Below are 18,799 nucleotides of genomic sequence, written 5' to 3' on the forward strand. Positions count from 1 at the left end.
GGCGACCGTGTCCCCCAAGACCGGCCGCACGCTCTACTCACGCGCGGGCCTGCGCAAGGTTCACGGCATCAGTGAGCCCACGCTTCAGAACCTCTGGACCGACCGGGAGAACAACGGGCACCCGCCCGCGAAGACCATTGACGGCGTCATGCACTGGGACGGCGACGAATGGGCGACGTGGCACCACGAGCTTCAGCGGCAGCGCGCCGCCGCGAACACCACCAACCCGCCGAAGCTCGACGGTGACCCCGAAGAGATGGTCGGCCCGGCCGAAGCCGCGAAGGTCTGCGGGTTCGCCGACTCCGCCACCGTCTCCCACTACGTCAAGAACCCGCCCGAAGGGTGGCCCGACCCCGACGACTGGGACAAGCTTCCGACCCGGGACCGGCCGAAGTGGAAGCGCTGGAGGCTGTGGCAGTACCTCGCGGACCGCAAGGGCCGCGGGCACGCCGGCGGACGGCCTACCGGCCGCCGCGGACTGGCCTACCCCTACCAGGGAGACGAGCGGCTGACCCTCGCCCGGCAGGCCATCGCGGCCAACCCCGGGGCGAAGAACGCCGATCTGATCCCCGCTCTCCAGGGGCAGACGGAAAAGACCTACTCCCGCCCGACCTGGAATCTGATCCTCAAGTCCGCCCGCGAGCACCCCGAGGAGTGACCCGTGCCCGACACCCGCTGCCCGCGCTGCGGCGGCCCGCTTGGTGAACGACCCGCGCGTTCCCGGCTGACCGCCGACCGCGATGTCTTCATCTGCACCACGTGCGGCACGGAGGAAGCCGTGCGCCAAGCCCATGGTCAGGCACCGGTGCCGTTCGGCGAATGGCCCCTGAACACATAGCTGTCGGCCGAGAAGCCACACGGCGAACATGACGAAGGTCCCCGCTCCAGGTCGGAGCGGGGACCTTCGTCATGTCACCAGGCACTGGCGGGTCGGGGCAGGGCCCAACCAAGACCGCTCGACGCGACAGCAGGCGACGGATCAGAGGCTACGAGCCCTCCGCCGGCTGGGAGCCCGTTTTGCCCTCCGGCCGATCGCTCGGGTGCAGGGGCGGAGTCTCACGTCCCGGCCCGAACCGGCCCTCAGCGTCGCGCCCGTACGCCGGGGAGTCCGAGGCCATCCAGCACGGGGCCGACAACTCGGCGAACGGGCGAGGAGCCGCCGGACTCGGGGTCCGCTCCATGCGCGGACCAACGACTCAGCGGCGCGTAGGTACCGCAGCGACGTCGGAGTGCCGTACCGCCTCAGCGCGTACGGCACTCCATCCCGCGCACCTCTCGCAGAGGTAACAGTCCAACAGGACATCAGGCTCCAGGAGCCTGATCCGGAGGAACGACGAGGCCGATCCGAGTGCCCGAGATCCCCTCTCGTTGATCATGATCTTGAATTTAGAGGACCAAGGTATCGTCACTTCGTGACGATACAATCAGCCAAGACGACCGAATCTGACCGGATGAGAGCGGGGGGTGAGCGGGCCGATGGGGTGGGTGACCATGATCGGCCCGTCCGACGAGCAGGTTGAGTACCGCCTTACCGGCGGCCACGGATGCGGGAAGTCCGTAGCGGTCGACGCGGCCCCTCTCGTCGCCGCCATCGAGGCCAAGGCCGAAGCCGCCGGTGCCCCCGTCGCCTCCCTTCTCGCCAACCGCGAGGCCAAGCGCGCCTTCTTCCGCGCCCGCGGACTCCTCCGCAGCAAGGGCACGGCGCGGTTCACCGGGTTCGACGCCGTCGAAGTCGCCGCCGCAGCCGGGCTCGACGCCCGCGACCTCTACGGCGAACAGGCCCTTCCCCCACGGCCCGCCGACGGACAGGTGGACTACCACCTGGACGCCAGCGAACGCCCCCTGGTCTGGATCGGAAACGGTCTCACCGAGTTCGACATCACCCCCGGCAGCGTCCTCGCCCCCGAGCAGTTCCCGGCCGCCCGGCGCCTCATGCACGGCGAAGACCCCCGGGCCGGGCAGACCCTCGTGGAACCCAAGCTGGCCATCGCGCCGGCCGCCAAGCTCCCCGCCGCCCCACTGGCCCGCGCCATCCGCCGCGCCGCCGCCGAACGCAGCGTGAACCCCGCCTCGCTGCTGGACTCCAAGCGTAAGCAGGACGCCTTCCGCCGGATGGAGAGCCAGCTCAAGCGGTTCGGGGAGTCGCACCGCGTCCCCGTCTCGACGGTGCTGAAGCTCGCCGACGCCGTCGGCATCGACGCCGTCGACCTCTACGGCGAGGACGTGGTGGAGAAGGCCGTGGCCGCCGAGGCGGGCGGCCACTTGGACGCCCGTGCGCTCCTGCGCGCGGTCGAGGTCCGCGCCACCGAGACCGGACAGCAGCCCGCCGACCTGTTCGACGCCGCGTCCATGAAACGCCGGTACGTCCAGACCGAGGGCGAAGGTGCACGTCGTCTTCGGGATCTACCGATGGACGTGCGTGAAGCCGTCGCGATGGCCAAGGCAGCGGGACTCGCGCCCGAGGACGTGTGGGACGCCGAGGAGATCAAGGCCGCTCTCCTCGAAGGCCGCGTGCAGGTCGGCAACTTCGGTGCCGACGTCACCTTGGACTTGGCGAAGTCGCAGTCCGCTTTCCTCGCCTACGCGCCCGAGGAGATCGCCGCCCAGGTCGAGGGCATCTACACGGCCGCCGGCCGGGAGTCCATCGGCGCCCTGGAACGGTGGACGGCGTACGCCATGCGCGGTCACCACGGCGACGGCGACGAAGCGGAGACCGTGACGACGAGCGGGTTCTCCGGCTGGATGATGGTCCACCGCGCCGCCCGCCCTGTGGACGGCGCCCCGTACGGTGACCCCCACTTCCACCTGCACTTCACCCTGGCCAACATGGTCAAGGGCAACGACGGCAAGTGGTCCACGATGGCCAGCGGGGGCCGCGACCTCCACCGGCACACCCGCGCGACCCAGTCCCTTATGAACGCCCGCATCCGCCGGGAGCTGACCGACACGTTCGGCATCAGCTTCCGCCGAGAGGAGCGGACCGGCGCGTGGGAGATCGCAGCGATCCCCGAGTCCACCATCAAGCTCTTCAGCAAGCGCGACAGCCAGGTCCGGGACCTGCTGACGAAACTCGGCATCGACTACGACAGCGCCACGACCCGGGAGCGCACCGCCGCCTCCACCGCGTCCAAGGCGGCGAAGAACGGCGAGGCCGCCGGAGTCGAGGACGACGTACTGCGCGCCTACTGGCAGGCCGAAGGCCGCGCTGCCGGTGACGACCCCGACGCCATCGCAGCCAGCGCGATGGAGCAGGACCGAGCGGACCAGAACCCGTCTCTGGACGAGCTGTGCGCCCAGGTCTTCGACCCCAAGACCGGCCTGACCAGCCACTCCAAGGAGTTCACCCACGCCGCCGCCATCGCCGCCGTGCTGGACGCCCTCCCGTACGGCGTCGCGGACGCTGCGGAAGCCGAACAGCTCACCGCTTCCGTCCTCCGGCACGTCGGGTACGCGGTCCAGCTCAACCCGAAGGGTGCCCAGCACTTCACGCACGCCGACCGGTACACCACGGCGGATGTCGTGGCGGCGGAAGCTCTGATCGTCTCCGAGGCAACGAACCGGCTCGGCACTCAGGCCGCCGTCGTCAGCAACGACACGGTCGACATGACCTTGTCCACCGTCGAGGCCCAGCACGGTGGCACCTTCGCGTTCTCCGACGAACAGCGTGCCGTCCTCGAACGGCTGCTTACGGCCGGGCACGGAATCGACGCCGTGGTGGGCATCGCGGGATCGGGCAAGACCACGATCATGGACACCGCCCGGCAGGCGTGGGAGGCCCACGGTCTCGTCATCGCCGGCGCGAGTACAGCCGCCGTCGCCGCCGCGAACTTGCGGGCCGAGGCGGGCATCGAGTCCCGCACCCTCGCGTCGTGGCTCACCGGCATCCGTGCCGGTGGCCCCGGCCTCACCGGCGTGGACGTGTTGGTCGTGGACGAAGCCGCGATGTGCGATGACCGCGACATCGCCGAACTCCTCACCCACGCCGCGGAAACCGGCACGAAGGTCGTCGGCATCGGTGACCCCAAGCAACTCCACTCGCCCGGCATCGGCGGCAGTTTCGCCGCCGTGCACCACATCGTCGGCGGACTCAGCCTCAACGAGAACTTCCGGCAGAAGGACATGGTCGAGCGCCGGGCCCTGGAGCTGTGGCGCGACGACAATCGCGTGGAAGCCCTCCGTACCTTCGCCGGAACCGGCCGCGTGCACGCCCTCGCGGACAGGGACGCCACCCTCGCGGCGATGCTCACCATCTGGGCCGACAAGCGCGCCGCGCACACCGACGACCACACCGCCGTGCAGCAGCTCCTCATGCTCGCCGCGACCAACGAGATCGTGGAGGAACTGAACGTCGGGGCCCGCGCCCTGCGGAAGGAGAACGGCGACCTCACCGGTCCCGAGCACGTCTACGCGCTGCCCGGCGGTGGCGAGCTGACCCTGTCCGTCGGTGACCAGGTCCTCCTTCGGATCAACGACTACCGGGGGAAGAAGAGCCGAGGCGCGAGCGAAGACGTCCTGAACGGCTACCGCGGAATCGTGCGCGCCGTGGACGAGGAACGCCGGGTGCTGGTCGAGTGGCGCGAGAAGACCGCCGACGGCCACCGTGACGTTGCCGAATGGGTTGACGCCGACTACATCGCGCAGGGCGGACTCAGCCTCGGATACGCGATCACTGGCCACAAGTCGCAGGGGCTCAGCGTCCAAGAGGCCTTGGTCTACGGCCCCGGAGCCCAGGCGAACGCGCTCTACACGATGATGAGCCGCGACAAGAAGGAGTCCCACCTCTTCCTGCCGCTCTCGGTCTACGAGACCGACGCCGACCGCGCCCGCAGCGGCGACGCAGTCACCGAGCAGGAGCAGCTTGACCGTGCTGTCGCGGGCCTCATCCGCGAGATCGAGAACGGCACCGAGGAGCGCATGATCCTCACCGAACTCCCGAAGAACGCGGTCCCCGCCCACGTCCGCCAGGCCGTAGAGGATCTGCCGATCCCGCGCGGCCCTGGTGCGGGAGAACTGCATGATGCGGACGCCCCCGGAGAAGCCGCAGAGCCCGAGGCCCGATCTACTCCCGCCACGGCCGGGCGCCACGAGGAGCTGACCACTCCTCCTGAAGCCGCGCCGACGGCTGAGCGTCCGTACGCCCACCTCAGTAATTCAGCCCTGCGCGACGCCGCGCGCAAGGCGGTCACGGCAGCGCGCGCCACCGGCACGGCGGCCGAGAAGGCGGAGGCCGCCGCCGATCGTGCCGAACGGGAGGCTGCTGCCGGATCAGGCCCCAACTCGCTCGCGCTCCAACGCCGTCATCAGGACGTTGCCGAACGGGCCGTGGCCATTCGCGAAGTCCGAGCGCTGGACGGCACGATCGCTGAACGCACCGCCCGACTGAACGGCACGCAGGCCGGTATCGAAGATCTCGAACAGCAGCTGGCCGCGACGGGCCGTTTCGGGCGCTCGGCGCTCCGCGGCGACGAGCGTGCTGCGGTTGAGGCGGACCGCAAGGCACTACTTCGTACCCGTGAGGAGACCGGACAGGAGCTGGAGCAGATGAATACGCGGCTCCAGGAAGTTGCCGGGCAGGCCGGACCCGTCAGTGAACACGAAGCTGTGCTTACGGAAGCGGGCATGCCTCAACAGGAGAAGGCCGCGCTGCTTCGGCGGGCCAAGGCCAAGGACAACGAGGCAGCCAGGCAGCTTCGGGCCGAGGCCATCAAGGCTCGCAGCACTGCTCGCGGCGCGGACCATCGAGTGTCCGGCCTTCAGAAGGAGGCGAGCCTGCGAGCCCAGCGCGGGGGTCAGCACGTCGAAGCCGATGAGTCCGTAGCACCGTCATCTCCGACCCCCGAGTCCTCGTACGCCAACCGAACCGCGATGGACTACACACAGCCCGGCCCACCGCCGGACAGCGCTCAGGACGCACCGCCCGTGTAGAAGGTGCCTGAAACTGCCTCGGTCGGCGGAGCGAAGGCCGCGTTGTCAGGCATCCGGACGCGGAACACGTCGGGGATGGTGCCCATGAGCCAGAGCCGGCGTGTCACGTGCACAGTGCCTGTCGGATCGTCCAGCAGGACGTAGCGGTTTTCCCCGCCCCCTGCGTAGCCGATCTCCGGCGGGAACCCCTGCTCCTCGGTCCAGGACAGGTAATGGACGCCGTCGATCCGAAGGGCACGACGGCCGTCCGGGTCTTGGTCGCCGAGCATCGCGTACCCCAGGCACATCAGCCAGAAGTCACACGAGCTGCACACCCGATATGCAGCCATCCGCGCGCCGACACCTCGGATCTCCCGGTCTGTCCCCTTGTTCGGGCACAACTTGCACTGAAACAACTGGTACACCTCGGGTGTACGGGCCCGCCTCATGCGCCGGAGGCGGCGGGCCTGCGCCGGACATGCTTGCACCGGACACCGCGCTCGATGTCCTGGAGCGAGGGTTTACGGGACGCCCCGCAGTCGGTGCACTCGCTCGGCCAAGGCATCGATCGGGCACCGGGGTAAGGCCCCTTCGGCTCGTAGCCGGCCGCACGCATCACCTCCGTGGCCTCCCGCTCATCGGCGGTTACCTGGGTGGTGGGCGGAGGCCCAGAGACGGGCGGCGGGAGCTCGAAGCTCTGTGGGTGTCCCCCGAACAGCAATCCGAGGCTCACCCATTGCTTGTGCCGCGATGGAACGGTCATGGCAAGTCCTATCTCGCACGACTATGGGTCGCTTCGCCTGGGCCTCCAGCTAGTGGCCCCCTGCGGTTCACACGGCTCGCGGCCGACCTATGTCCCGCTTTCCTGGTGCAGGATTGCCGCCCTCGCTGCCCAGGCCAAGACGCTCTGTCCCCGCATGGACAGCCCAAGCCGGTTCCAGTGAAAGATCACGTGATAGCTGAGCACCTGCCTCAGCCCCCGGTCGAGCGTCCCGTCCTGTACGGCACGGCGGAGTTCCTGCCCCGTGCTGCGGAAGGCGGCGGCCCACTCGGCGACGGGTTCCAACAGCCCGCCGGGGCGCAGCAGGACATCACTGTCGGCGAAGAGCAGCGGCCGGATCTCCTGCGCGCGGGCGTCGAGCCGGTCTGCCGGGACGTCGCTGACGGCCGATCGGTGCTCTTCCGTGATGACGCGGTGCCACACGTCCCCTTGCTCGTACCACTCCAGGCCCGCGGCGCGCATCATGATCGTGCAGAGGAGAACGGACAGCTCCCGCGGTCCCACGGCTAGGTCCCCGCGCTGCCTTAGTTGCTGCGCCTCTCGGCTGTCGGTGACGAACAGCGCGTGCGCGGCCGTCATGCTGACCGTGCCCCCGAACGCTGCGGTCTCCGGCTCGTAGATCCCCGGCCACCACCGTTGCAGATGCCCGTCGGAGACGAGACGGTCGAAGCCGTCGCCGAGGGTCAGTTTGGTTCCGGCCTCGGGCTGTAGACGAAGGCGCAGGCGCCAGCACGGGTGCTTGCGGGTGTACCACCAGCCGCCCATGAGCCCCGCAGCCTCTGCCTCCCGAAGCACGGGGAGCACGTGCGTGGTGAAGGTGGTGTCGGCGTTCGTCCAGTCGGTGAAGTGGAGGTACACCTGCCACCAGTCGGTGGCGGCGGCGTGGCGGGCCAGGGCCTCCCGGCCGGCTTGGTCGTAGACCGCCACGGCGTCGGACAGGATCGTCGGTTCCATCGCGTACTGGGCTGCGACCTCGGGGATCGGCAGGCCGGTGAGGGCAGCGGAGACCGCGCGCTGGATCGAGGTCGGCTCCGTCAAGATCAGTTGATCAAGAGACATGCGTCCCATCCGGAGATCGGGGCCTGCTGTGAGGCGTAGGTGGTGAGGGCGAGCGCGGTACCGGCGTCGCCGTTGATCAGGCCGGACTCGGGAAGGTCCGGCTGGGCGTTCGCTGCGAGGGTGTCGCCGAGGCGCTTCGGGAGGGCCTGAAGGCGGGGGTCGCGGGCATCGGCAGCGGCGCGGGTTGTGGTCTGGTAGATGCCTGCCCAACCGTGGCACAGACCCGAGTCGGTGACGTGGGCGAGCTGTTCGGGGTCGGTCAGGGCGCGGTACAGGGCGTCCTCGTAGAACGCCTGGACGTCGGGGGCACGCAAGGCGAGCCCGGCGAGTTGCCCGGCCCGTGCGATGCCCGTGGTTCCGTAGCACCAGCTCGGCCGGGTGGGAGCGTCGTGGTGCGGGCGCCCGAGGTCGAGATCGCGGCGCGAGATGTGCTCGGGCCACCAGGGACCGGAGGGACTGAGCTGGCACCAGGCGTCGAGGTGTTCGCAGATGCTCCAGATGGCTTCGCGGTGGCCGCTGACGGCGATGCCGCGGCGCATGGCCTGGGCCAGCAGGAGGAGTGGACCGGTGATGCCGTGGGCTGCACCGAAGTTGCCGTGGCCGCCCGGGAAGTGGGGGGACTCGCCACGGGCCGGGTCGTGGCGGACCCACCAGCCCGGCAGGCCGCGGCCGTCGGGGACAAGGGGGCGGGTCAAAGCAACGAGGTACTTCAGGACCCGTTCCAGGGGGAGCCCTTCGGGGTCGGTCCGCAGGAGGTACGCCCCGATGCCGGTGAGGCCGTAGAACAGGTCGTACTCGGCGAACGTGGGCAGGTCGCCCTTGCGGATGCGGGTGAGAGCGGCGTCCACGCGGCGGTGGGTCAGGTCGGTGATGTGCTGGTGCAGGGTCCGGCGCGCCGGTTCGTACAGGTGCTGGAAGGACGGCGGGACGGTGGTGAGGACGAAGCCGATGGCCGGGGCGCCGAGGAACAGTCCGGCGGTGTCGGCCGCGCTGATGTGCCCGGCTGCTGCGGCGGTGATCCATCGGTGGGCGGGGCGCCAGGAGCCGCCGTGACGGCTGGCCATCTCGATGTGCAGCAGGCTGATTCCGGCGGCGCCGTCGGCGAGGGACTGCACCGCCCAAGGCTTGTCCGGGGGCGGCGGAGCGGGTTGTGCGAGGTGGGCGGTGTACTGCTCCAGGATCGTCGCGGTGGTGGCGGCCGGCGCGGTCATCGGGCGGCCATCCTGTGCTGGAGGGCCGCGGTTCGTACGAGCCGGATCGTGGTCTCCTCGGCGCGCGGGTCGACGCCCAGGGCCCGGACGTGGTGCTGGTGCAGGAGAGACCGGGCGACACCGAGGGGATCACGCTGGCCGGTCAAGGCGTTCCGGTAGGTGTCCACGGCGGCGGCGCGGGCCCGCCATGCTTCGGCGACCGCAGGGCCGCCGGGGAGGGCCGCGAGCGCGGAGGCGCCGTTCGGCGCGGCGAGTTCGAGCACCTGGGTACGCAGGGCCCGGTTCAGTCGTCCCGTGCTCTGGGGGAGTTTGCGCACCAACCACTCCTCGGCCGCCGCGTCGTTCGGCGCCAGGGGGGTGACGAGGTGCAGGGCGCTGGCCGCGGCGATGGCCTGCGGGGCGAAGGCGTCAGTGCGCTCGGTGAGCTGGATCTGCGCGAGGGCGGCGGCGGAGTCTGCGGCGAACACCTGGTGCGCGGCGTCCATGGCTGTCTCGCTGCCGAAGCGCCCGGTCTGCGGCTGGTAGGGAGCCAGGACGAGCCCGGCCGCCAGACCGGTCCCGTGCAGGCTGTCCGCCCAGGTACGAACGTGTTGGGCGGCGGCCCCGTATGCGTCCGGCGGCAGGTGCAGCGTGAGGTCGAGGTGCTGGTCGGCGTCCGGGCGGGCCATCTCCCGGCGCCGGGTGAACCACCAGACCGGCGGGCTGTCGCCGAACGCGGCGAGGAGGCTGGGCAGGTGGCGGCTCAGGATCTCGTCGTAGCGGCGCGGGTGGGCGTGGAGCTGCGCGAGCAGGACGTCACCGGCGCCCGGAAGGTGCCGCCCGGGGGTGGGCGGGGCGGCGGGGCGCGGCCGTGGCACATCGGCGGTGTCCAGCTGCAACCGGCCCAGGGAGAGCCAGATCTCGTGTGCCCGTCCGATCCAGCCGTGGGCGTCTGCGTCCGGGACTTCGCGCAGCTCAAGACGCCGGGCGTTGTCGAGGTGGGCGCGTAGGGCCCGGCGGTGGACCGGATGGGACAGGTCGAGGGGGAGGCGCTGGTCGTACTCGATGATGGCGACCTGCATGGGGGCCCGCAGCCGGTCCCGCCAGGCGGTGAAGGCGCTCTCCCACTCCTCGGTCGAGGCTTTGCGGCCGGGCAGGTCGGCGGCCATCAGCAACCATCGGGCCTGCGTGAGGATGGTGCGGCGGTAGCGCACGCGCGGGAGGAACGGGAGCCGAGCGCCGGCGCCGAAGTCGAACGGCTTGTAGGCGGCGTACCGCCCGTTGGCCACTTCGGCGAGGAACCGGGCCAGTGGTGGTGTCTGTGTCCCGCCTTCCAGGGCGTGCAGAACCCGCACGTCGATGCGCCGGCCGGTGGAGAGCTGCACGAGGTGGAAGCTGCGCGGGTCCGCGGTGACGGCGATGTCAGCGAGAGGGATCGTCGTCTCGTCCGTCTCCTGGTGGCCGGACAGCTCGATGACGTGCGGCAGCAGCCGCGGCGTACGGGTGACGTTCTCGTTGCGGTGGCGGCGCGGCGGGAACACGAGCTGCGCCGTGAGGGCGTCCGGCGCCCCGTGGTACGTGGCGGCGAGCGCGTCCTGATGCTCGGGCGGCAGGACGTGGGCGAACCGGCCGGCCATGCTGCTGCCGGGGCGGGGGACTGCGGTGAGGAGGACATCGAAGGTGCCGCTGGACAGTGCCCGGGTGCTGGGTGAGTGGACTTCGAAGGCGGCCTCCACCCGGGGTACGAACAGCCGCTCGTCCTCTCCGGCGGCCTTCTCCAAGGCGTCGACCATGTCGTCCGTCAGCCGCAGTTCATCGCGGCCGTCCAGGAGGACTTGCTGCATCAGCGCGAGCAGCAGTTCATCGCGGTCGGTGCGCACCTTCAGGGCGGCGCCACGTTCGGAGCCGACGTATCCGGCGGGCAGGCCAAGGCCGCTGTCGGCGACCAGGTCCATCACCGGCACCAGGGCCCCGACGCCGTACCGGGCCCGGAAGCGGCGGTGGTAGTCGCGCCAGTGCTGGTAGCCGTAGGGCTGCGGGGTGGTCCGGTAGAGGGCCGACACGGCTGCTTGCACTTCCGCGATCACGGACTGCGGGAGCTGGGTCTCGCAGTCGAGGGCGGTGTCAATGAGCAGTGGGGTCGGGGTGACGGTGGTGAGGGCGCGCATCCGCGCGGCGACGGCGCTCACGCTGGTGTCGGAAAGCGTCGGCTGGTGGGCAGACACGTCGTCGCGCAGCGCGTACAGCGCGTGGACCAGGTCCCGCACCTCGGGGACGTCGTCCGCCTGGTGCCGGTCCAGTTCGCGGCACAGGTGCTGAAAGCCGTCCACGGTGGTCATGGGCGCCCAGAGGCTGGTGATGAGGAACTGCTGCTCGACCAGGCTGGTGAGAAGGGCGTCGATCTTCTCCGGTGTGGCCTGCGGGAAGCGGTCGCGCAGGTGGCCGTGGAGGTCGCCGTAAGGGATGGGGGTGCGGGCCGCGTCCATGGCGGCGGCCACCGGCCGGGCGTTGCGGACGGATATCTCGACCGGGGCCAAGAGGACGGCGTGACCGTCGGAGGGCGGGCCCGGCGCCACGAGCCGGTCACCGCGGGCGCGGGCGGCGTTGTTGGCGACGAGAGGTAACCGCTTCAGCAACGCGGGGGTGCGCTGGAGCCGGAGAACCATGTCGGTGACCCATTCGGCGTCCGGCCGGATCATCGCGCGGTGCTTGTCGCGCCACCGCGCACTCGCCCGGGGCCCGACGGACACCGGGGCGATGCCGGCGAACAGGCCGAGCGGGGTCGGCCGGTGCTGCCACCGCAGGAGATAGGAAACCGTCGACAGCGCGGTGCGGCGGACGTGACGGGGCTCAGTCTGCCGGCCCCGGACGACGGCCTCGATGGCGTCGGACAGGACGGGGGTGGCCAGCTCCAGCGCGCTGCGGAAGTCCTCGCGCTGCCAGATGCGGTTCAGCCATCCGCGGGTGACGGCCACGTTGTCCAGGTCGAGGGTACGGGGGATGTCTGCCGGCCCGGGGCTGGTGGTGGCGCGCAACATCGCAACGCCTTGCCACTGGTATCCGGCGGCTGCTCGGGAAGCCATGAGGCCCTTCCATGAGGCGGCGCGGGGAGGGGAGAGGGGCCTGTGGGCCGGGCGAAGCGCTTCGCCCGGCCCACAGGTGAGGGGGCGGCCTGGATCAGGCCGGGTCCTCCGTGAAGGAACCGCAGGCGGAGGCACCGGTCGCGCAGGTGGTGCCGCAGCCGTCGCCCGTGGAGCACATGAGATGGCCGTACGAGTGCTCGGCGACGACGACCTTCACGTCCAGGGGCGCGAAGTCGTCGTCGTCCAGGCCCGCCAGCGGGGCGGGCGCGACCGGGGGCGGGGCGAGAGTGGCGCTCGTCATGATGTGCCTTCCTCTTGTTGGGGTGGTGCGGGACGACCTGGCTCCCGGTGTTACGCCGAGGGCCAGGAGAGCGAGATCCGGCTGTGCACCTTGTCGATGACCCGGTCGGCCGGGATCTGGTCATCGGGAGTGCTGGCCGGATAGACCCGGATGACCGGGCTGGGGCCGCCGCGCCGGTTGGCCTCCCAGTCGCGGAGCACGTCGGCGATCCTGTCGGCGAACTGCTCCGCGTGCGGGCCGAGGGCGTGCACGCCGTACTCCAGGTGCTTGTTGTCCTCGGTGCGGCGGGTGACGAGGTAGGCGAAGGTGTCGTCCTCGACGGCCGCGAGGGCGAACCGCTTGTTCACCGGGGCGACCAGGCCCGTGTCCGTGTTCTCATCGACGGCCATCGTGCAGAAGCCCGGCAGGCTGATCGCCATCGCCATCTGGAGGGTGTCGATGAGTTCCTGGATGCGGACGGTGACGCCGGTCCACAGTTCGTGGCGCGGAAACGTGACGGCGTTGTCGAGCCGGTGCGGGTCGGCAGGCAGGCCGTCATCGAACTTGAGCCCGATCTCCGGGGTGCCGTTGACGAGGAGGAGTTCTTCCCGGTGGGCGTTCGAGCCCTGCATCGGGACGAAGCCGCAGATCCGCGCCGACTCGCTCTCCAGGTAGGGGCCGTGCTCGCCCTTGACCTGGGTGAAGGCGACCGACCGGGTCAAGCCCCGCATCCGCAAAGGGACGACGAGCCGGCCGCCCTGCTTGAGCTGCGCGGTCCAGGCCGGGGAGACGTCCCAGGCCCCAGCTGTCACCATGACGACGTCGACCTCACCGAGATCCGGGATGGGCTCGGCGGCGTCCGCGGTGACGACGTGCACCCGGCCGTAGCCGTGCTTGTCCAGGAGCCGTCGCGCGCGATCGGTGACGACGGGGTCGATGTCCACGGTCACGACTTCACCGTCCTCACCGACGAGTTCGGCGAGGTAGGCCGCGTTCAGCCCGCCCGAGCCGATCTCCAGGACCCGCATCCCGGGCTTCACCTGGGCCTGCTCCAGCATCATGGCCTGGATCTGCGGCGCGGAGACGGAGCTGAGCTGTACGCCGTGCTCGTCCGTCTTGGTGATCACGGCGGCGTACGTGTCGTACGCCTTGTCCAGCGGCGTGTCGGCGGGGGTGAACTCGTGCCGGGGCACCTTGCGCATCACCGCTTCGATCTCCGGGGAGGAGATGTTGCCGTCCGCGCAGAGCTCGTCCACCACCTTGTTCCGCAGGCGGGTCGCCTCGTCGGGCTCGACGGTCGTGTTCGTCATGGACTTCCTTCGGTCGTTCGTGTTCGGGGGCGGGTAGGCCGGCACGCGTGCCGGGGGCCGGGAGGCTATCGGCGAAAGCTCTCCGTTCTCGTCGGACCGCCGAAGGTTGGCGGGTTCGTGCTGGACGGCGCGCGAAGGTCCGGCGCCGGTGGTGAGCCGCCCGGCGGTCCTGTCTGTACCACTCAGGAGAGCCGGGCGGCCGTCTAGGCGGCGGGCACAAGATCGTCCAGGTTGACGACCTTGTACTCCCGCAGTTCCCGTACGAGCTGGGAGGCCAGGAACATGCCGATCTGGGGATGGCGGTAAGGGATGGGGGAGTCCATGTCCGAGAGGGCCTGTAGGCCGTTCGCGCTCCACTGGTACGCGTGGCCGATCACGCCGTACAGCGGGAAACGGGTGGCGAGAAGCGCTACGTGGCCCCTTGCCCTGAACCGTGGGCACCGGCCTGCCGCCATCCGGGCGTGCTCCAGACAGACCGGCGGCTGCGCGGTCTTCACTGGACCGTCGTAGCCCTCTTCACCCGCCGTTTCCAGGAAGAGGATGCCGTCGGTGCGCTTCAACTGGACGGTGCATACCTGGCACCGCAGCAGCGCCATCGTCACGCGTTGACGGTGCGGGTGAACCATCCGCCACCGTGGTGTCCCGCAGGGCTGCCCAAAGGTGTCGAGCGACATGGAGTAGCGGGCCCAGAGCACGTCCTTGAGGTCCCGGTCCGGCGGCAGCTCATCCACGTATCGGAGACGCGGCCGGCCGTCCGGCCCGCGGCCCATACGCAGGTTGAGGAACGAGTCGGCCTCTTCACCCTCCCGGGCGGTGATGTAGGGCACGACGGCCTCGGGAGCGGTGGTCACGCGGTGCTCCCGGCGGCGAGCGCGAGCGGCCGGTGTGGAGCGACGATCTGGCCGTCCGGCAACAGCTCGCCGGTGTCCTCGAAGAGCAGCACCCCGTTGCACAGCAGGCTCCAGCCCTGTTCAGGGTGGGCCGCCGTGGGGCGGGCGGCCTCTCGGTCGGAAGCCTCGGCCGTGGGACACGGCGGGGTGTGCTGGCACATCGTACTCGTCGTCCTCTCAAGGCAGTGCGGGGAAGTCGGGCCCTCTTCGGCGACTACGAAGCCGTGGGGGAACACGGAGTGGAGGTTGCCGAAGAGGGTGTCTGTGGGCGTTCACGTACGAACGAGGTGATGGCGGACTCGCTGTAGCCGTAGAAGCGGCCGAAGACCGCGTCGTCCTCCCACCACTCGGGAGCGGGATCGCCCCACTCGACGGTGTGGCAGGTATCGCGGTACGGCGACCATCGGACGCGGAGGTCCGGAAACCCCCGCCGGTTCGTGAGAAGGTCGCGTGCCCCTATTGCCAGGGACAGCAGATCGAAGGACATGTATCCGCCGCGACGCGGGCCGCCGACCGGCACGGCAAGCAGTGGTGCCCGGAAGACGCGTACCGCGACAGCGTGAGCAAGGACCTCGGGCCGGGCAAGGCGGTCCCGGAAGTGCTCGAAGTCGTACGCCTCCTCGGCAGGGCAGAGGGAAGGGCCGAACGAACGCGCCGAAGCCTTGGTGGTCGTCAGCACTCAACCAGCCCCCTGACGATCCCGGCCTCTTCCAGAAGCTCGGCGAGATCGAGGGTGAGCCGCGCCAGCTTCCGAACGAGTCCGATGGTCTGTCCCGCGTCGCCGGCCACTACCTCGGCACGCAGCGTGCAGGCCTGACCGATCAGAGCGGCGATGTCCGGGTGCTTCTCGTCGGCTTTGTCTCGCAAGGCGCGGGCTACAAGCAGCTTGAGCGCCATGAGGAAGCGCTGAGTAAGGGCATCGTTGTTGTAGTTGGGTAATGGTGCTCCGCCGGACGGGCCCGCGGCGTGGTGGCTGATCTCTTCCTCGCCGTGCAGGATGGTGTCGAGGTCGTCGTACACCTCGTTCCAATCCACGCTTGCCCACTCGCGCACTGCGCTCAGGTACCGCCGGGCCTCCTCCTCACCGTGTGGAGGAATCCAAGGGTTCGTGGGGACCGTCGGGTCCTTGACGCGGACCGGCATGGTCTCCGGGCTCGTCGTCTCCTCGCGTAATGCGGTGTTCGTCATCAGCACGCCACCAAACTCAGCTCGCACCACGTGGTGGCGCCGTTGTCGCTGACACCCCACGCGCCCTGTCTGCTGCGGGCGATCTCCCGCACGAGCACCAGGCCGCGACCGTGCTCGTCGTCGTCCTCGGGGCACTGAGCAGTGGGGCGAGGTCCGGCCACGCCGTCATGGACACGGATGCGTAGGACGCCATCGCACACGTCGAGGGTCAGCCGGATTTGCCTGCCACCGCTGTGCACGATGGCGTTAGTGATCAGCTCAGAGACAACGAGTGTCGCGTCGTCGGCGACGCAGGTCAGACCGCGGGAGGTGAGACGTTCGCGGGTCACGAGCCTCATGGCGCGGACGCGGGACTCGTCTACGGGAGGGGGGCGCTCGCCCGGGGAGTGCTTGGTGATGGGGAAGCGCTCCTCCACCAGGCCGCCGGTACGAGTTGCGGACGGGCGCTGCGACGCCGGGCCGATCACCGCTCCGTCCCGATCTGTGAAGCCCCGTTTGCAGGGGCGGCCCGGTTGTCAAGGGAAGCGAGCGGGCCCGTCCGGCGCTGCTGGCCCGGGACGTGCCGGAGCAGTCCGGCAAAAGGGGGCAACGGTGTGATCGAAGCGTCCGCGAGGTTGCGGCGGCGCTCACGATCTGCGGGGGTTCGTGCGGTCATCGGTTGTCCCCTTCCGCGAACGGGAAGAGGGCGCCAAGCCTGCCGTGCAAAGCAACCGCTTCATCGGCCGTCAGGACCAGCGGAATGGTCGCGGGCTCCGCGGCCCCCTCGTGCAGGTCGAGGGGGACCGCGAAACGACCGGCCTCCGTGTGCGCGACCTCGGCCTCACGAGCAAGGCGGAGGTGGCGCTTGGCGGGCGGTAAGGGCGCCGCGCCAGCTTCCGTCTGAGCGTGACTTGTCGTCATGACCCGTAAACGTAGGGCCACTTCGGAGCCCCACCCCTGAGAAAAAATCAGGGCTGAGTAACGCTCAGGGTTGGCATATGCCTACGCGGCGAGCCCGATGTGCTTCGCTACCGCACGCAGGTCGTCGCGCCACATCGGCTTCTCGCGCTTCAACAGGTCGGCCACCGCCTCCCTGACCAGGGGAGAGAACACGATCTCCTCCGGAGACTGCTTCAGCAGCTTGCCGAGAATGTGCACCGTCGCGTAGTCGTCTCGCTGGATGCGGTTGAGGTTCATTACCTCGATCAGGTACCGGGTCCGACGTTCGAGCGGGACCTCTTCGTTGACGAGGACGTGATCGGCGGCGCGGAGCGCTTCGCTGGTATCGCCCTCCTCCGCCTTCAGGTGTACCTCGTGCATGGCGAAGTTGGTCGGCCCGAAGCACGTGTGCCAGTGGTTGAGGTCTGCGCCGACCCGGTCCACGGCCCGCTTCGCTCCGTTGTACAGGTCCCACGCCCTCGGGCCCTTTGTAGCGCGCACGGCGGCTACAGCACCTTGCAGATGCAGCGCGCCGTACGCGGACCAGTGCTCAGGGTCGGAGTCGTCATGCGGCCGGCACTGGGCGATGGTCTGCTGGACGAGTTCGTAGCTGTCTTCCACATCTCCAGCGGAAGTGAGGACGCAGGCCAGGCTCCAGGCCGCAGCCGCAAGGAGGGCCGGGTCACCGGCGTTGTCCGCGAGGGAGAGGCTGCGGTCCGCCGCAATGCGGGCGAGGGTCGGTTCACCGACGCGACGAAGCCAGATCTGGTGCAGGCCATAGAGGCTGATGAGCTGCCGGAGGACAGTGCCCTCCTGCTCAGGCGAGGCGTCGCGCAGAGCGGCGTGTCCCTGCCGCAGCAGGGTGGGCAGCCGCTCGCCGACGTCGCGGTACCGGTCATCAGCCTGCGTCTCGTAGACCTTCCAGGCGTCCGTAACCGACGACTCGAAGTCGTCGGAGGTGACCGACCCGATCCGCTGCGGAAGGAGGGAGGCGGGCAGCGACAGGGCCTGTCGGATGAGCGGAACATGCTCGTGCTCCGTGCCCGCCGTAACGATTCCGGACACGTAACCGCCCGTCAGGTCCTCCAGACTGCATCGCAGCTGCTTACTCAGGGCGATCAGGATCGGAAGCCGATCCAGGGGCATCCGATCATTCTCGATCTTGTAGACCCAGTTCTCTGACCTGCCGATTAGGTCTCCCAGCATCCTTTGGGACAAGCCCCGGCGCTCACGCCACCACTTGATCCGTTGGCCGATGCTGAACAACTCTCCGTCATACACCATGGGTTGACCGTTCGCCGTAGTGGACAGGGCACTCGTGTCAAGCGTAGGCCCACGTGCTTCGGGAAGAGGCGATACTGGGGGTCTCTCCCTCTGGGGAGGGCACTCAACGGTCCCCCTGTCGCCCTGCGGCCGGGGGACCGCGTACACGTATGAAAGATCGGCAAGGAGGCCGCTTTGCCAGCCCCATTCCGTGGTCTGATCCTCGACTTCGGTGGTGTGCTCACCACTCGGATGCGACTGAACGGGCAGGCGTTCGAGAGGACGGAGGGATTGACTCCAGGCGCTTATTTCGCTGCGCTGAATGAGCATCCCGACGGCGTCGCGATCTACGCAGCACTGGAGGTCGGTGAGGCAACCCAGGAGGACTGGAACCGTGTCATCGGCGGCATCCTCGGTATCGACTCCACCGACCTGATGCGGCGCGCTCTGGCCAACCTCCACCCCGAGCCTCAGATCGTCGCCGCCGCGAAGCGCGCTCGGGCGGCAGGGATCAAGGTGGCCATGCTCAGCAACTCGTTCGGGATCGAGCCCTACAACCCGTACGAGGACAAGGGCATGTGGACGGACTTCTTCGATGCCGTGATCTTGTCGGAGCTGGAGGGCGTACGGAAGCCGTCGCCGCTCATCTATCAGCGTGCGCTTGACGCCCTAGACCTGACCGGTCCCGAGTGCGTCTTCGTTGATGACCACGCGGAGAACCTGCCGCCCGCCGAGACCCTGGGCATCCGCACCGTGCACCACACGACCGATCCCACCGGCACAGCTGCCATCCTCGACTCGCTTCTCCTCGACCCCGCCCCCGCCTGAACGAACAGAGACAAACAGCTCGCCGGGGACGTCACGCCGACCAACGAACGGCAGCAGCGTTCGAGGAACCCCTAGGGCTCCTCGAACGCTGAAGGACAGGTATGG

Annotated in this window: 17 protein-coding genes; 4 read left to right on the forward strand and 13 right to left on the reverse strand. The window is 69.6% G+C overall.

Translation table 11 applies throughout. The features are described 5' to 3' along the window. The first annotated feature begins 7 nt into the window (after nt 1-7). The 3 genes from J7E89_RS01410 (at nt 8) to mobF (ending at nt 5,925) form a co-directional block, all read left to right on the forward strand. The gene (locus J7E89_RS01410; RefSeq protein WP_308315290.1) at nt 8-658 is read left to right on the forward strand and encodes a hypothetical protein; all 651 of its coding nucleotides are present in this window, start codon (nt 8-10) and stop codon (nt 656-658) included. A 3-nt stretch (nt 659-661) separates the two neighbouring features. Then, complete coding sequence (locus J7E89_RS01415) at nt 662-838, forward strand: hypothetical protein (RefSeq protein WP_214967237.1); 177 nt, start codon at nt 662-664, stop codon at nt 836-838. Between the two features lie 653 nt (nt 839-1,491). Then, nucleotides 1,492-5,925: a MobF family relaxase gene (mobF, locus tag J7E89_RS01420; protein ID WP_251059944.1), complete on the forward strand. Its 4,434-nt coding sequence runs from the start codon at nt 1,492-1,494 to the stop codon at nt 5,923-5,925. On the opposite strand, the gene J7E89_RS01425 is transcribed toward mobF, so the two are convergent. From J7E89_RS01425 to J7E89_RS01485, 13 genes are all read right to left on the reverse strand, one after another. Then, complete coding sequence (locus J7E89_RS01425; RefSeq protein ID WP_214967240.1) at nt 5,904-6,254, reverse strand: hypothetical protein; 351 nt, start codon at nt 6,252-6,254, stop codon at nt 5,904-5,906. The genes mobF and J7E89_RS01425 overlap by 22 nt on opposite strands. A 500-nt stretch (nt 6,255-6,754) precedes the next feature. Then, the gene (locus J7E89_RS01430) at nt 6,755-7,723 is read right to left on the reverse strand and encodes a thiopeptide-type bacteriocin biosynthesis protein (RefSeq protein WP_308315291.1); all 969 of its coding nucleotides are present in this window, start codon (nt 7,721-7,723) and stop codon (nt 6,755-6,757) included. A gap of 2 nt (nt 7,724-7,725) precedes the next feature. Continuing rightward, nucleotides 7,726-8,955 carry a lanthionine synthetase C family protein gene (locus tag J7E89_RS01435; protein ID WP_214967245.1) on the reverse strand — a complete coding sequence of 410 codons (1,230 nt, stop codon included), beginning with the start codon at nt 8,953-8,955 and terminating at the stop codon, nt 7,726-7,728. After that, entirely contained in the window at nt 8,952-12,017 is a 3,066-nt protein-coding gene (locus tag J7E89_RS01440; protein ID WP_214967246.1) for a lantibiotic dehydratase, read from the reverse strand. Before J7E89_RS01440 ends, J7E89_RS01435 begins: the two co-directional genes overlap by 4 nt. A 94-nt stretch (nt 12,018-12,111) precedes the next feature. Then, complete coding sequence (gene fxlA / locus J7E89_RS01445; protein WP_214967249.1) at nt 12,112-12,318, reverse strand: FxLD family lanthipeptide; 207 nt, start codon at nt 12,316-12,318, stop codon at nt 12,112-12,114. 50 nt (nt 12,319-12,368) lie between these two features. Then, on the reverse strand, nt 12,369-13,607 hold the full coding sequence (gene fxlM / locus J7E89_RS01450) for a methyltransferase, FxLD system (protein ID WP_214967251.1): 1,239 nt from the start codon (nt 13,605-13,607) through the stop codon (nt 12,369-12,371). Between the two features lie 203 nt (nt 13,608-13,810). Continuing rightward, nucleotides 13,811-14,458 (reverse strand): hypothetical protein, encoded by a 648-nt coding sequence (locus J7E89_RS01455; protein ID WP_251059945.1) that lies wholly within the window; start codon nt 14,456-14,458, stop codon nt 13,811-13,813. Beyond that, nucleotides 14,455-14,658, reverse strand: a complete 204-nt coding sequence (locus tag J7E89_RS01460) for a DUF5999 family protein (protein ID WP_214967253.1) — start codon at nt 14,656-14,658, stop codon at nt 14,455-14,457. The genes J7E89_RS01455 and J7E89_RS01460 overlap by 4 nt, the downstream gene beginning before the upstream one ends. Before the next feature lie 53 nt (nt 14,659-14,711). Further along, nucleotides 14,712-15,176 carry a DUF6302 family protein gene (locus J7E89_RS01465; RefSeq protein ID WP_214967256.1) on the reverse strand — a complete coding sequence of 155 codons (465 nt, stop codon included), beginning with the start codon at nt 15,174-15,176 and terminating at the stop codon, nt 14,712-14,714. After that, complete coding sequence (locus J7E89_RS01470; protein WP_214967258.1) at nt 15,170-15,685, reverse strand: hypothetical protein; 516 nt, start codon at nt 15,683-15,685, stop codon at nt 15,170-15,172. Before J7E89_RS01470 ends, J7E89_RS01465 begins: the two co-directional genes overlap by 7 nt. Continuing rightward, the gene (locus J7E89_RS01475; RefSeq protein ID WP_214967260.1) at nt 15,685-16,152 is read right to left on the reverse strand and encodes an ATP-binding protein; all 468 of its coding nucleotides are present in this window, start codon (nt 16,150-16,152) and stop codon (nt 15,685-15,687) included. Before J7E89_RS01475 ends, J7E89_RS01470 begins: the two co-directional genes overlap by 1 nt. Before the next feature lie 184 nt (nt 16,153-16,336). After that, nucleotides 16,337-16,585, reverse strand: a complete 249-nt coding sequence (locus tag J7E89_RS01480; protein ID WP_214967262.1) for a hypothetical protein — start codon at nt 16,583-16,585, stop codon at nt 16,337-16,339. An 81-nt stretch (nt 16,586-16,666) separates the two neighbouring features. Then, entirely contained in the window at nt 16,667-17,887 is a 1,221-nt protein-coding gene (locus J7E89_RS01485; RefSeq protein WP_214967264.1) for a helix-turn-helix domain-containing protein, read from the reverse strand. Between the two features lie 174 nt (nt 17,888-18,061). On the opposite strand from J7E89_RS01485, the gene J7E89_RS01490 reads away from it, so the two are divergent. Then, entirely contained in the window at nt 18,062-18,694 is a 633-nt protein-coding gene (locus J7E89_RS01490; protein ID WP_214967266.1) for an HAD-IA family hydrolase, read from the forward strand. The last annotated feature ends 105 nt before the right edge of the window (nt 18,695-18,799 follow it).

It is taken from the genome of Streptomyces sp. ISL-100, assembly GCF_018614615.1.
Lineage (GTDB): Bacteria > Actinomycetota > Actinomycetes > Streptomycetales > Streptomycetaceae > Streptomyces.

Coding starts and splice junctions, on each gene's coding strand:
- J7E89_RS01485 (WP_214967264.1), bottom strand. CDS start 17,887: ATGGTGTATGACGGAGAGTTGTTCAGCATCGGCCAACGGATCAAGTGG.
- J7E89_RS01460 (WP_214967253.1), bottom strand. CDS start 14,658: ATGTGCCAGCACACCCCGCCGTGTCCCACGGCCGAGGCTTCCGACCGA.
- J7E89_RS01470 (WP_214967258.1), bottom strand. CDS start 15,685: ATGACGAACACCGCATTACGCGAGGAGACGACGAGCCCGGAGACCATG.
- J7E89_RS01425 (WP_214967240.1), bottom strand. CDS start 6,254: ATGGCTGCATATCGGGTGTGCAGCTCGTGTGACTTCTGGCTGATGTGC.
- mobF (WP_251059944.1), top strand. CDS start 1,492: ATGATCGGCCCGTCCGACGAGCAGGTTGAGTACCGCCTTACCGGCGGC.
- fxlM (WP_214967251.1), bottom strand. CDS start 13,607: ATGACGAACACGACCGTCGAGCCCGACGAGGCGACCCGCCTGCGGAAC.
- J7E89_RS01480 (WP_214967262.1), bottom strand. CDS start 16,585: ATGACGACAAGTCACGCTCAGACGGAAGCTGGCGCGGCGCCCTTACCG.
- J7E89_RS01440 (WP_214967246.1), bottom strand. CDS start 12,017: ATGGCTTCCCGAGCAGCCGCCGGATACCAGTGGCAAGGCGTTGCGATG.
- J7E89_RS01435 (WP_214967245.1), bottom strand. CDS start 8,955: ATGACCGCGCCGGCCGCCACCACCGCGACGATCCTGGAGCAGTACACC.
- fxlA (WP_214967249.1), bottom strand. CDS start 12,318: ATGACGAGCGCCACTCTCGCCCCGCCCCCGGTCGCGCCCGCCCCGCTG.